General features: G+C 61.5%; 12 protein-coding genes. 1 reads left to right on the forward strand and 11 read right to left on the reverse strand.

Going from position 1 to position 13195, the window contains the following annotated elements:
* The 11 genes from NTZ43_15360 to NTZ43_15410 all read right to left on the reverse strand — a co-directional run bounded on the left by NTZ43_15360 (position 1) and on the right by NTZ43_15410 (position 12721).
* Positions 1 to 1395: a pyridoxal-phosphate dependent enzyme gene (locus NTZ43_15360; protein ID MCX5768596.1), complete on the reverse strand. Its 1395-nt coding sequence runs from the start codon at positions 1393 to 1395 to the stop codon at positions 1 to 3.
* Positions 1396 to 1424: 29 nt separating this feature from the next.
* A complete protein-coding gene (gene mutS / locus NTZ43_15365) occupies positions 1425 to 4061 on the reverse strand; it encodes a DNA mismatch repair protein MutS (GenBank protein ID MCX5768597.1) in 2637 nt (878 codons plus the stop codon).
* The gene (locus tag NTZ43_15370) at positions 4058 to 5011 is read right to left on the reverse strand and encodes an SPOR domain-containing protein (GenBank protein MCX5768598.1); all 954 of its coding nucleotides are present in this window, start codon (positions 5009 to 5011) and stop codon (positions 4058 to 4060) included. The genes mutS and NTZ43_15370 overlap by 4 nt, the downstream gene beginning before the upstream one ends.
* Positions 5008 to 6063, reverse strand: coding sequence for a DNA polymerase III subunit delta (gene holA / locus NTZ43_15375; GenBank protein MCX5768599.1), 1056 nt, complete (start codon positions 6061 to 6063; stop codon positions 5008 to 5010). The genes NTZ43_15370 and holA overlap by 4 nt, the downstream gene beginning before the upstream one ends.
* Positions 6064 to 6437: 374 nt before the next feature.
* A complete protein-coding gene (locus NTZ43_15380) occupies positions 6438 to 7079 on the reverse strand; it encodes a sigma-70 family RNA polymerase sigma factor (GenBank protein ID MCX5768600.1) in 642 nt (213 codons plus the stop codon).
* Between the two features lie 190 nt (positions 7080 to 7269).
* Complete coding sequence (locus NTZ43_15385; GenBank protein MCX5768601.1) at positions 7270 to 7821, reverse strand: NUDIX hydrolase; 552 nt, start codon at positions 7819 to 7821, stop codon at positions 7270 to 7272.
* On the reverse strand, positions 7818 to 9173 hold the full coding sequence (locus NTZ43_15390; GenBank protein ID MCX5768602.1) for a pitrilysin family protein: 1356 nt from the start codon (positions 9171 to 9173) through the stop codon (positions 7818 to 7820). The genes NTZ43_15385 and NTZ43_15390 overlap by 4 nt, the downstream gene beginning before the upstream one ends.
* Complete coding sequence (locus NTZ43_15395) at positions 9170 to 10453, reverse strand: pitrilysin family protein (protein MCX5768603.1); 1284 nt, start codon at positions 10451 to 10453, stop codon at positions 9170 to 9172. The genes NTZ43_15390 and NTZ43_15395 overlap by 4 nt, the downstream gene beginning before the upstream one ends.
* Positions 10454 to 10471: 18 nt before the next feature.
* Entirely contained in the window at positions 10472 to 11080 is a 609-nt protein-coding gene (locus NTZ43_15400; protein MCX5768604.1) for a YdcF family protein, read from the reverse strand.
* A 55-nt stretch (positions 11081 to 11135) separates the two neighbouring features.
* Positions 11136 to 12530 carry an MBL fold metallo-hydrolase gene (locus tag NTZ43_15405; protein MCX5768605.1) on the reverse strand — a complete coding sequence of 465 codons (1395 nt, stop codon included), beginning with the start codon at positions 12528 to 12530 and terminating at the stop codon, positions 11136 to 11138.
* A 14-nt stretch (positions 12531 to 12544) separates the two neighbouring features.
* Complete coding sequence (locus NTZ43_15410) at positions 12545 to 12721, reverse strand: hypothetical protein (GenBank protein MCX5768606.1); 177 nt, start codon at positions 12719 to 12721, stop codon at positions 12545 to 12547.
* A gap of 111 nt (positions 12722 to 12832) precedes the next feature.
* On the opposite strand from NTZ43_15410, the gene NTZ43_15415 reads away from it, so the two are divergent.
* Positions 12833 to 13195, forward strand: a 363-nt coding sequence (locus tag NTZ43_15415) for a hypothetical protein (GenBank protein ID MCX5768607.1), incomplete at its 3' end; no start/stop codon positions are given.

Genomic DNA, 13195 nt, shown 5'->3' on the forward strand with positions numbered 1-13195 from the left:
TTAGCGCGCCATGAGGTGATGGAGCATGTCGCTGCGGGTCACGATGCCCACTATCTGTGCGTCGCGCCGGACGAGAACCGCAGGATTCGATTTCGACAGCAGCTTCACGACCGCATCCAACGGTTGATCGGCGCCGACGACCGGGAACGGGGAATCCATCGCGTCGCTCACCGGCTCGTCGAGCAGCTTCACATCTTCGAGGGCCTTGGCACTGAGCGCGCTTTCACTCACCGACCCAACGCAGTTGGCCCCTTCCATCACCGGAAGCTGGCTCACGTTGTGCAGGCTCATCATGCGCATGGCTTGCCGCACCGTCGCGGTTGGCGCAACACCGACCACGGTCCCTGGTGCTCCATCCTGCTTTCCTTCAACCAGCTGCGACAGCGTCACGCGCTCTGGTTCAAGCATCTGATTTTCGCGCAGCCATTCGTCGTTGTACACCTTCGACAAATACCGCTCGCCCGTATCGCACAGAATGGTCACTACGAGGGCGTTCGGGTCATTCACGCGGCGCGCAACATTCAGCGCAGCGTGCGCAATCAGCCCCGCCGATCCACCGACGAACAATCCTTCTTCGCGCGTGAGACGGCGCGCCATCGCAAAGGCATCGCGGTCGCTCACGGTTTGAAATTCATCAATCAGCGACATATCCAACGTGCCGGGAATCTTGTCCTGGCCTATCCCTTCAACCTTGTACGGCGCGCCCTCGGGCTTGCTCGTGCCCTGGCTCCGCCAATACTCCGTCAAAATCGATCCGGTGGGGTCCGCGCCGACAATCTGAATCTTCGGATTTTTCGATTTGAGATAACGCCCCACGCCTGTGAGTGTGCCGCCCGTTCCGGCGCCTCCCACAAAGTGCGTGATCTTCCCTTCCGTCTGCTCCCACAACTCTGGCCCCGTCGTCGCAAAATGCGCGTCCGGGTTGGCTTGATTGTAGAACTGGTTCGCGAGAATCGCATTGGGTGTTTCCGCCGCGATCCGCTTCGCCATCATCGTGTAGCTATCCGGATGATCCGGCGGCACCGCCGTCGGCGTAATGATCACCTCGGCGCCAAACGCCTTGAGCAGGCGCACTTTTTCTTGCGACATTTTGTCGGGCATCGTGAAGATGCACTTGTATCCCTTGAGCACGGCGGCGATGGCCAGGCCAACGCCGGTGTTCCCACTCGTGCCTTCCACAATCGTACCGCCCGGCTTCAGCGATCCGTCACGTTCGGCCGCCTCAATGATCGGCAGTCCAATTCGATCTTTGACCGATCCGCCCGGATTGAAGAACTCCGCTTTGCCGAACACGGGCGTGGCAATCCCTTTGGTCACGCGGTTCAGCCGAATCAGCGGCGTCCATCCGACGGTCTCAAGGACCGTGTCGTACACTTTAAGATCGTGGCGAGTCATGGGAGGCGTGGGTCGGGGAGACCGGAAAGTTACGACGGAAGTTCCTGTTTCGCTTCGGCGCTCAGCTGGGCCAACAGGGCGAGCGCCTCCAGCGGGGTCATGCTATTCACTTCGAGAAGCCGTAGCCGGTCCACCACCGGATGCGGCGCCCCGCCAAACAGTCCCAGTTGTGCCGTAGCAGGCGCCGGTGCGCCGGCGCGCGGACTGGCCGGTACGGGCGTGGCACCACGCCCCGCGAGGGCCGCCGCTAATTGCTCACTTTCAAGGAGCTTCAGCAACGTGCGAGCCCGCGCAATGACGGCATCCGGCAGTCCGGCGAGCCGTCCGACCTCAATGCCATAGGAGCGATCCGCCCCGCCCGGCAGCAGTCGATGCAGAAAGAGGATCTGGTCCCCTACTTCTTTGACAGCCACGTTATAGTTGCGAACTGATACGAATTCATCGGCGAGCTGCGTCAACTCGTGATAATGCGTCGCGAACACCGTCTTGCACCCAATGCGTTCGTGCAGATGCTCGCTCACGGCCCACGCGATACTCACCCCGTCCCACGTGCTCGTCCCGCGGCCGATTTCATCGAGGAGCACCAAACTCCGAACGGTGGCGGTGTGGAGAATGGCACTGGTCTCACTCATCTCCACCATAAACGTCGACTGACCGCGCACCAGATTATCACTCGCCCCAACGCGCGTGAAGACGCGATCGGCCACCCCCACCGACGCGCGCGTCGCGGGGACATAGCTCCCCATCTGCGCCATTAAGACAATCAGTCCAATTTGTCGCAATATGGTACTTTTTCCGGCCATGTTCGGACCGGTCAAAATGATCATCCGCGCATCAGGCGTCAGTGTCACGTCGTTGGGAATAAACTGATCCCGTGGCATCATGCGCTCTACCACCGGATGCCGACCGCCGACAATCTCCAGCGCCGGCCCGTCATGCACCGCAGGTCGCACATACCCTTCACGCGCCGCCACATCGGCCAGCCCGGCCAGCGCATCGAGCTGCGAAAGCGCGCCTGCGACGCCCTGCAACCGACCGATCGCCTGCCCCAGCCGGCTCCGCAACGCCTCAAACAGCTGCCGCTCGAGCGCTTCAATCCGCTCCGTCGCGTGCAGCACCTTCTCCTCAAACTCCTTGAGCGCCGGCGTCACATACCGCTCGGCGCCCGTCAGCGTCTGCCGGCGCTGATAGTCGTCCGGCACGAGATGACTGTTGGCGTTTGTGACTTCAATGAAATAGCCAAACACGCGATTGTAACCCACCTTCAGCGACGAAATACCGGTGCGCTCGCGCTCCGCCGCCTGTAACGCCGCAATCGCATCTTTGCCGCCCGTCGCTACCGCGCGTAACTCATCAAGCGCTGCGTCCACACCAGCGGCAATCGTTTCGCCTCCGTCACCAATGGCGATGGGAGGCCGTTCGGCCAGTGTGCGCTGCACCGCCGACGCGAGCTCCTCGCAGGAATCCCAGTCCGCGGAAATGCGCTGCAGCGCCCCGGCGACCGAGGTGCGACGGAGCGCCACCGCCACATCAGGCAAACGCGCCAGTGAATCTCCGAGCGCGCGAAGATCGCGCGGGGTCGCGCGATTCGCGGCGGCCTTGCCCGCCAGTCGCTCCACATCACGCACGCCATCCAACGCATCGCGCAACGCCGCACGGGCCATCGCGTCATCCACAAAGGCCGTCACCGCATCCAGGCGCTGCGTGATGGCATCAACATCAGTGAGCGGCGAGAGAATCCACTGCCGCAACCGGCGTGCACCCATCGGTGTCTGCGTGCGATCCAGTACGCTGAGCAACGTGCCGGCCGTGTCACCGCCGCGCAGCGACTCAGTGAGTTCAAGATTACGGCGCGTCATTTCATCCAGCGGCATCACGCCGCCCGGCCGTTCAATCACGGGCCGTGCGAGATGGGGAACACCGGATGGCTGCAGTTCCCGCAAATACCGGAGCAACGCCCCCGCTGCACCAACCGCGGCATCGTCGGCCGCACCAAACCCAAACCCTTCGAGCGACTGCACCCCGTAATGCGCGGCGAGGGCATCTGCCGCGAGCGCCGCATCGAATTCCCACCCTTCCCGCACTGTCACCAATGCGTCAAACGCGTGGGCCGCGCGCGCTGCGTCGTCTTGCCCAGACGGGAGGATGACTTCCCGCGGCATCAGTCGCGCCAGCGCAGCTTCCGCATCCGTCGCTGACGTTACCACCAGTCGCAGTTCACCCGTCGACAGATCCACCGCCGCAAGGCCGACCGATGACGACGTCCATTGCATCGCGCACAAATAGTTATTGCGCCCACCGTCGAGCAGGTCATCGCTATAGGCCGCCCCAGGCGTCACCGTCTCCACCACCTCACGACGCACAATACCCTTGGCGAGCTTCGGATCTTCCACCTGCTCGCAAATCGAAACACGATGGCCGAGTTGTACTAAACGACGCAAATATTCCGCAACCGCACGCACGGGCACACCAGCCAACGGCACTTCGGCGGATCCGCCATTGTTGCGCGACGTCAGCGTCAACCCGAGCGCGCGTGACGCCACTTCGGCGTCCTCGTAGAACATTTCGTAGAAGTCGCCCATGCGGAAAAACAAAATCGCGTGTTGATGACGCGCCTTGATCTCCCGGTACTGCTGCATGAGCGGCGTCGCCGTGTCTCGACTCACGGCCGTTCCGCCTCCACAACGATCGCCTGCATCTTTGCGGCGCGCAGCTTCTCCACCAACGCTGCGGCGGCGGCGCGCGTACCAAAGCGGCCAATGCGCACTCGGTACGGTTTCGACTCCGTCACGCGCGGATCATGTCCTCGCGCACTCAGGCGCTTCGCAAGTCGCTCGGCATCTTCGCGCACCGCAAAGGCCGCAATCTGAGCCGACCACGCGGGCCCTTTCGTGTGCGCACCGCCAGACTTCGGTGACGCCCCACGACCAGCTTTCGCGAGCGAATCCGCGCGGGATTTCTCGAGCGCTTTGGCCAGCGAATCCGCACGCGCAACAGAATCCGCCACCACACGAGCGGCCGCATCCGCCTTGGCGCGCGCGCACGGCTGTGAATAGAACGCAATCTGCCCCGCCAACTCAACATCACTCTGACCCGTTTTTGTTTTCGCGAGCGCGAACGACGAACAGGCCTCGAGTAAGGCGCCGTCCTCAAGCAGCACGCGCCCCTTCCAATACGCACCCTGCGCAGCGGTTGGTCCGTCGCCGTACTCAAAGGCGAGGCGATCCAACAACCGGCGTGCCGCACCGCGGTCACCGCGCCCAAACTCCATCTGCGCCAGCCGCAGCAACGCATCGGCGGCGCGCGGCGATGTCGCGTACTCCACGGTTAAGCGCAGATAATCACGGCGCGCCCGGTCCGTGGCGTCGGCCAACGAAGCGCGCCAATAGAGCGCTTCGGCATACGACGCACTCCCTTCCGGGGTCGCCGTAAGAACCGAGTCCACCACCGCGCGCCCAGCAACACTATTCCCCTCATTTACCAAGCGGCGCGCGCGCGCCAACGCCGAATCGAGTGGCGCACGTCCCTGCGCGGCGACTGTCTGTATCCCCGAAACCGCGAGGCAGAACAGCGCGGTCGTGACGCCAATCAATAATCGCACGGACCGTGAACTCATGCCGCACTCCGTCGTGTGTCGCGCGCGGTCATCGCAAGCAAAAGCGAGGTGAGCATTTGTTCTTCTGACGACACCTTTGCGTCCTTAAGCGCTCGATCAGCCGCAAGGAGCAACCGCAACGCAGCGGCAACACGCGCCTCATCCCAATGACGCGTCCCGCGGACCCACGCCTTCACCGCCTCAGACCACGGCCGTCCGGTAAGAGACGAGCTGTTTTCCTTGAGCAGTCCGTAGAACTCACTTTCGAGCCGATGTTGCGCGAGCCCGCGCGCCTTCGCCGCTAACGCCCAGCCAATCGCCAGAGTTTGCGTCGTGAGCGCCATCACCACCGAGACGCCGGTCGTTTTGGGCTGGAGCAATACGCGCTCCAACAACGCGATCGCGCCAATGCCGTCGCCATCTGCAACCCGATCCAGCAAATCGCCAAGGGTTTCGCCGTGCCGCACACCAACCGTGGCTTCCACCGCAGCATCGTCAATCGGCTCCGAGCCAGCAAAGTTGCGTGCCTTGTCTATTTCGCCCGCGAGGAGCGCGAGATCGTTTCCGGTGGCGTTCGCCAACAACACCGCCGCGCTTGGCGTGATCGCCACGCCGAGTTGCGTTGTGTGCTGCAGCACCCATTTCACGAGTTCGTCTTCCGTCAGCGATCGAAAATCGATCGTTTCGGCGCGCTCCACCCAGGCATCGTCCGCTTTTGTCCCAGACGCGACCACCAACACCAACACCGTGTCGAGGGCGGGGTGCTCGAGGTATTTGGTCAACACGGTCCGCGCATCCTTCTTCAGTGCGCCGGCATCGCGAATCACAACCACGCGCCGCGTTGCCATCATCGGGAGCGCCGCGAGTGCCGTGCCAATGGCCCGTGCATCGACATCCGTCGCGCGGAGCACCTCAAGATTGAAGTCGCGCGTCGCGGGGTCGGTCGCCGCCGTCATCACCGCGCGCACCTTCTCTTCCTTCAGGTAATCGTCGTCACCGAGAAAGAGATACGCTGGCGCGAACGCGCCGCTCTCCAGTGCGGCCTTCAGAGACCGCAACGCCGAGGGAGCCATGCGCAAAATATACTGCCCGGCGCACGGTCGGGACGTGGCGGGGAGAGGCCATTTCCGAGGCAATCGCCACCCGCAACCGCTCGTGGAACGTGGCCGATGGCCGAACCGGCGGGAGCGAGCGCGCGATCATCAGGCCGCGACGGAGCGCACTGTGCAGATCACGGCAACAGGGGCAGATATCCGCGTGCGCAAGAACCGACAACGCCTCCGTATCACACGGGGCGTCGTCGGCAAAACTGGTATGAAGGCGTCGGAAAGTCTGGCAGTCCATTGAGCTGGGGTTCGACCCCCTTCGGTACCCGGTGTTGCCGACCGAGTTCCGCCACCAGCCCTACCCCGCCCCCAATGGACCGCCTGAAAGACCTTCCCGACCGTTACCGCAGCGCCGGTGCCACGATCTCGGCAAACGAGTTCCGAGCACGGTTCAGGCGCGACTTTACGGTACCGAGATTGCACTTCGTGATCTCCGCAATCTCCTCATAACTGCGCCCCTCAAGCTCCCGCAGCACAAACACCTCGCGGTGGTGCTCTGGAAGCCTTGCCACGCTCTCCTCCACGGCCTCGCGAATGTGTCGGCGGCGGAAGTCATCGTCGGGGCGTGCGTTGGGGTCTTCGAACTCCAGCGGCCGCTCTTCGTCGTCCCACCCCTGTGTAATAGAGGAGAACAGCACGAGCGGATTGCGCGAGCGATTCCGCAGCTCGTTCTTGGCCAGGTTCGATGCAATCGTGTACGCCCAAGTCGAGAACTTCTTCGTGCGGTCAAACCGCGCGAGATGGCGGTGCACGCGAACGAACGCTTCCTGCACCAGATCCTCGGCACGCTCGCGGTCGCCCACAATGCGGTACACGAAGTTCAGCAGGCGCACGTGGTAGCGCTCAACGAGGATGTCGAACCCGTGGCTCTCGCCGGCGAGGTACGCCTTGACGAGGGCGGTATCATCAAGCGCTCGCAGCTCGGCAAACGGCCGAATGCGAGACGCGGGGCGAGCTTCGAGCTTTAGTGCGGCGGTTCCCATGTTGGCTCTCCATGCGACAGAGGGTCATCACTCTGCCAGATGAAAGAGCAGTTCCCGTGCCGCATGGAATCACCGTATACACAAACTGTAAAGCATTACAAATCAAAGACATACCAACTTTAGGCACGTTCCCAAATGTCCCCGAATCGAGAGTGGGGCGTCCCTTTTATGAGACGTTTAGGAAGCGCTCCTACTTCCCTGCCTTGAATCCGGCGACATACAAGATCCCAAGCGCCGTCTTTGCGTCCTGAATCTCTCCGGTCTTGATCATCTCGAGGGCACGCGACAAGGAAACCGGCACCGTCTCAATGAATTCGTCTGCCTCGCGCCGAGAGTCTCCTGCAGTAAGTCCTTCTGCCATAAAGAGATGGATGCGTTCGTCCGTAAAACCTGGCGTCGTCCACATCGACGTTAGAAACACCAGTTTACCGGCCGAACACCCTGTTTCTTCCTTCAACTCGCGGCTCGCACATGCTTCCGGTGTCTCGGCACCGTCGAGGCGACCTGCCGGGATTTCAAACAGATATCCGTTCGTCGCATAGCGGTACTGCTTGATCAGCAGAATCTGTGGGTCGCTGCCGTGAAGATCCGACAGCAGTGGGACCACCGCACTCGCCCCTGGGTGCCGGATGATTTCGAGCGACCCGGTAGAGCCATCTGGAAAATGAATCTCGTCGAGATCGAGATTGATAATGCGTCCCGTGTGCAGACGGCGGCTTCCAATCTTTCCGATATCGGTCATACCGTCGCGTCCTCAATGTGCAGCGCGCCAAGCTGTAACGCCTCAAGTGGGCCGCGAATAACCGAAGCATCACCCACCGCCACCACCACGAGTTGATCGGGGTGGAGTTGTTCACGCGCGACGCGTCGAACATCGGCGGCGGTCACCGACCGCACGCGCTCGCGGTATCTCGAGTAATAGTCGGCGTCGAGCCCGTACGTCTCCGCGGTCGCCATCGCTTGGGCAACGGCTTGGGTTGTCTCGTAGCGAATGGGAAACACGCCGTCGAGAAACGCGGTCGCGAGCGAGAGTTCGTCGGCGCTGACTGTTTCCTCTCGCATACGTGCAATCTCTCCGAGAATCTCACGGGTGGCGGCATCCGTGACTTCCGTCTTGACCGCCGTGGAAACTACAAACGGCCCGGCGCCGCGACGCCAATCAAAACCGGAGCGCGCACCGTAGGTATATCCGTTTTTTTCGCGAAGGTTGAGATTGATGCGCGACGAAAACAAACCGCCGAGGAGCGCATTCATCACCGTGATGGGGAAATAGTCGGGATGCCCGCGCGGCACACCGCCATGCCCCACACGGAGCTCGGTCTGCGGCGCATCGGACTTATGCACGAGATGCACACGGCGTCCCTCGTGACGCGGTCGGTCATTCATCGCCACCGGCGGCACGGTCGTTTGTGTCCAGCCGCCGAGTGTTGCGTGCGCCAGCGCCACGGCTCTCTCAAGCGTAACGTCGCCAGAAAAGATTAATGTGGTCGTATGTGGCCCATACCGCGCCGCATGAAATGCGCGCACAACATCGGCGTCGAGAAGTGCAACCGTTGCCGTGCTACCACTCGACGGAACGCCGTAACGCGAACCTGCCGCAAAAACCACTTCGCTGAACTTGTCGTGCGCCAGACTCCGCGGCTCCACCTGCTGCTGCAACAGATCCGCCAACCGTTCCGCGCGCAAACGTTCGACGTCGCGCGGTGCGAAGGCGGGTGTCATCAACACCTCTCCCATCACTGTCATCGCCCGCTCAAGCCGCGTCGGCATAACGGTGAGATGCACCATCGCTTCATCCCAGTCGCTGCCGGAATCAATCCCGGAGCCGAGGCGTTCCATTTCAAGCGCGAGCGCCGCACCGTCCAGTCGGGTGGTGCCTTCCGTCAGCGCACGTGCGGTCAGTGAGGCAACGCCTTCACGCCCCGCCGGATCGTTGGACGATCCCGCATCCACCAACGCGAGCACGGTCACGAGCGGGAGCCGTGGAATGTTCGCGACTACCACGCGAAGGCCATTGTCGAGCGTCACGCGCTCGGTGTGTGGAAATTCGTAATGGCGGGGCGCGCCGGCGCCCGGTCTGGGAGAGGTGGTCATGCGATATCCTCCGACGCGTTGCGCGGCACAAACAGCAATGACGCGCGGTTGTCCTCGCCGAGTGACGAGGTGATGAACCGCGTCACGTCGGCGGCCGTCACCGCTTGATACCGTTCCAGTTGCTCGTTGGCGAGCGCCGGGTCGCCAAAATAGGTCGCAAACATCGAGAGCTTGTCGGCGCGATCGCCCGCCGACTGCATCGCCGAGACATAGCCCGTTTCAATCAACGCGAGGGCGCGCTGCACTTCATCAGCGGTCACCCCTTCTCGGTACAAGCGATCAATTTCGGCGGCCACATCCGCTTCAAGGCGCTCCGCGCTCACGCCAGGACGAGCCGTCACATCAGCAATCAGGAGGTCGGCACCCTTGCTGAGATCATACGTAAAAGCGCCAACATCGGACGCCAACTCGGTCTCTCGAACAAGCGAAGCATATAGGCGGCTCCCCTTTCCCGAGCCAAGAATCGTCGCGCACACACTCGCGGCATAGTACTCCGGATGCCCAAACACCGGAGACCGGAATGCCAGAAAGAGCCTCGGCACCATGACGTCGTCTTCCACTGTGACGCGACGCCATTCGCCAAAGGTTCTGGGCACATCCATTGGTGCCAGCGGTGGTTTTCCCGCGCCCTTTGGAATCGGCCCAAAATACAACTCCACGAACCGCCGAGCTTCGGTTTCATCGACGTCGCCAGCAATGGTCAACACCGCGTTGTCTGGCGTGTAGAAGGTGCGGGAAAATTCGGCGATATCCTCAAGACTCGCGGCACTCAAATCGTCCATCGAGCCGATGAGCGAATGGTGAAACGGATGCGTGTCCGGAAAGGCGAGCGCCGGCAGTCGTTCCCACCACGTGCCGTACGGCTGGTTGTCCACCGACCACCGCCGTTCGTTTTTCACAACATCCCGTTGCGTGTCGAGTTTCTCCTGCGTCATCGCCGGCAGCAGGGCGCCCATCCGGTCTGCCTCGAGCCAGAGCGCCATGGCCAGTTGGTTCGACGGCACTGTTTCGAAGTAGTTCGTGCGATCAAGCCACGTCGATCCGTTGAGCGTTCCGCCGGCGCGCTGGATCAGCTCAAAGTGTTCGTTCGATCCCACGTGCTCCGAGCCCTGAAACAGCATGTGCTCAAAGAGATGCGCAAATCCGGTCCGCCCAGCCCGTTCGTTTGCCGACCCGACGTGATACCAGAGGTTTACCGCAACAATGGGCGCCGAATGATCGGGCGACACCGTCACGAGGAGACCGTTGTCGAGACGGTAGGAATTAATAGGAATTCGCATGGCGGTGAGGAGGGGGACTTACCAGTCGATGAACAGCGCGAGGGGCGCCTTGAGCGATTCCACCACGAGCGTCGCCCATTGCCGGAAGAGCCGACGTGATCCTGGTGTCGGGAGCGCAGGCGACGTGAGAGGATCAAGCCCATACCGGCGCCCGAGAATTTCCAGTCGGAGCATGTGAAACGGATCGCTCACAATAATGACCGAGCGCATCCGGTACGCCTGAAGGAGATCGGCGGCCGCTCGCAATGACTGCGACGAGGTGCGCCCTTCGTTTTCGAGCAAAATGGCCGTGTCGGGAACGCCGCGTGACATCACATACATTCGTCCGGCCGCCGCTTCACTCACCACGTCACCCTCGCCGGTGCCTCCCGTCAGCAGCATGCGTGCAGCGAGTCCGCGCTGCCAGAGCGCTATGGCGTGGTCGAGTCGGGCGCGCAACACTGGGGAGGGGTGGCCGTTGTACTGCGCAGCGCCCATCACAACAATGGCGTCCGCGTGCTGCGCATCGTCTTCGAGCGCCCAGGTCAGCACCGTCGCCATCGACACGAACCACCCAAACGCCACGGCGATCGCGACTCGGATGAGAAACGCGCGGGAACGAAAGTACGATCGGTGCGGACGGTCCATCGGCGCAAACTACTCGACCCGCACCGGTGGCGGGAGCAACGACGCGCGGAAACCGCTAAATCGAGATGCGCGTCCCCGCCGTCGGACAGTGCGCGCGAAGCCCTTTTGCCGTCAGCGACGCCGCCAAGCTGTCCTGCGCCGGCGGTTCCCCGTGCACCAACCACACGTCCGTGAGTGCCGGCGATTGCGCGCGCACGCCATCAATCCAAGCGGAAAGCTCGGTTCGGTCAGCGTGCGCACTGTAGCCTTCGATAATCTCCACGGCCGCGCGAAGGGGAATCTCATCACCAAACACCCTTACCATCGGGTGGCGTTCAACGATGCGCCGGCCTAAGGTGTGCTCCGCCATAAATCCCACAACGAGAATCGTGTTGCGGGGATCGCTTGCGCCATTCAGGAGATGGTGCAGAATCCGGCCAGACTCCGCCATGCCAGACGCCGCGATAATCACCATCGGCCCGTGCTGACGATCGAGTTCCTTGGACGCCTCAACACTCTCCGTATACCGAACCAGCGGAAACTGAAAAAGATCTTCGCCGAGTTTCCGATGCGAACGCACAAAGGGCTCAGTGTCGTCAAACAACTCCGCATTCCGACTAAATACGTCGGTGGTCTTGGTGGCCAGTGGACTGTCGATCGCAATTGGGAGCCGGGGAATTTCTCCCGCATCCGCGAGCTGGTGCAGGTCGTACACGAGCTCCTGTGTGCGCCCAACAGCAAAGGCCGGAATCAGCACCTTGCCCCCGCGCGCCGCCGTCTCTCGCACCACCGCAGCGAGCTGCGCCTTGGCGCCCGTCACACTTTCGTGATCGCGATTCCCGTAGGTGCTCTCCATGATCACCACGTCGGCCCCTGGCGGCGGCTCGGGATCCCGAATGATCGGGAGCCCTGACCGCCCGACGTCTCCACTGAACACCAGCCGCTTTGATGTCGCCCCAGTACTCACATCCAGCGCAATGGACGCTGACCCGAGAATGTGTCCCGCGTCAAAAAACGTGGCGCGTATTCCCGCCGTGATATCCGTGATTGTCCGGTACGGCGTCCGCCGCATCTGCTCAAGTGTCGCCTCGACATCTCGTGGCTCATACAGCGGCTCGAGGTGCTCTTTCCGGCGGCGCGAGAGGAACTCCGCGTCCTTCACCTGAATGTGCGCGGAATCTGCGAGCATCACTTCGCATAAATCCACTGTCGCCGAGGTGGCAAAAATCGGCCCGCGGTACCCCGCCCGCACTAAGAACGGAATCCGCCCGGCATGATCGATATGCGCGTGCGACAACACAATCGCGTCAATCTGCTCCACCGGGAGCGGAAGGGTCGAGTTTTTCCGGTGCACGTCCGCACGGCGCCCCTGAAAGAGCCCGCAGTCGATCACGACGGTCTTGCCGTTCGCCCGCACGATGTGGCACGAGCCCGTCACTTCGCGGGCCGCGCCAGAAAACTGCACCTCCATCACCCCGCCGGGCTTCAGCGGTCTGGCTCGGAACGCCGCGCAAATATCACGGTCACCCGCGTCGCATCCTGTGTAATGAGCGAGGGTTCCCAGCCGCCACGGCTGCGTTCATTGAGCAAATCGGTGAGCGCGTCTTCGTCGTCGCGGGCATGACGTGAAAAACGGAGAATCACGGCTTGGTATTCTTTCATACAACACACCCTCGTAAGTCATTGACATTAGTATAGTTACAGCTACTATTGATGTAGACTTTCGTCAATTCCATAGTAATTTAGCCAACCGAATTCGTAACCAAGACCCAAATGACCACCAAGTTTAACAAAAATCTCAAGGGATTCTACAGGGTAGCGAATCAGGGAAGCTATGTGGTACAGATTCAAACACGATTCGCTTCAGTGAAACGACTTCAAATTTCATCAAGCGTGTACCCCGAAACACCAAATGCAGAAGACACGCTCAGAAAAATGAAGTTGATGTTGAAGGAAATGAACAGGAACGGAGATGTTGAAACACTGATGAAACTGAAAGAACGAAAGATTCGTTTGCGCGACCTATTCAACGCTTACCTAAGTGGACGCGAAAAAACACTTCATGGTAACGAACACACAACAATCTATAGTGCGCTTCTTGGTCTTTCAAAAATACAAAAGTCTGTCTACTCGGCG

The organism is Gemmatimonadota bacterium, from assembly GCA_026387915.1.
Classification (GTDB): domain Bacteria; phylum Gemmatimonadota; class Gemmatimonadetes; order Gemmatimonadales; family Gemmatimonadaceae; genus Fen-1231.

Coding starts and splice junctions, on each gene's coding strand:
- NTZ43_15360 (MCX5768596.1), bottom strand. CDS start 1,395: ATGACTCGCCACGATCTTAAAGTGTACGACACGGTCCTTGAGACCGTC.
- NTZ43_15370 (MCX5768598.1), bottom strand. CDS start 5,011: ATGAGTTCACGGTCCGTGCGATTATTGATTGGCGTCACGACCGCGCTG.
- holA (MCX5768599.1), bottom strand. CDS start 6,063: ATGGCTCCCTCGGCGTTGCGGTCTCTGAAGGCCGCACTGGAGAGCGGC.
- NTZ43_15380 (MCX5768600.1), bottom strand. CDS start 7,079: ATGGGAACCGCCGCACTAAAGCTCGAAGCTCGCCCCGCGTCTCGCATT.
- NTZ43_15385 (MCX5768601.1), bottom strand. CDS start 7,821: ATGACCGATATCGGAAAGATTGGAAGCCGCCGTCTGCACACGGGACGC.
- NTZ43_15390 (MCX5768602.1), bottom strand. CDS start 9,173: ATGACCACCTCTCCCAGACCGGGCGCCGGCGCGCCCCGCCATTACGAA.
- NTZ43_15395 (MCX5768603.1), bottom strand. CDS start 10,453: ATGCGAATTCCTATTAATTCCTACCGTCTCGACAACGGTCTCCTCGTG.
- NTZ43_15400 (MCX5768604.1), bottom strand. CDS start 11,080: ATGGACCGTCCGCACCGATCGTACTTTCGTTCCCGCGCGTTTCTCATC.
- NTZ43_15405 (MCX5768605.1), bottom strand. CDS start 12,530: ATGGAGGTGCAGTTTTCTGGCGCGGCCCGCGAAGTGACGGGCTCGTGC.
- NTZ43_15410 (MCX5768606.1), bottom strand. CDS start 12,721: ATGAAAGAATACCAAGCCGTGATTCTCCGTTTTTCACGTCATGCCCGC.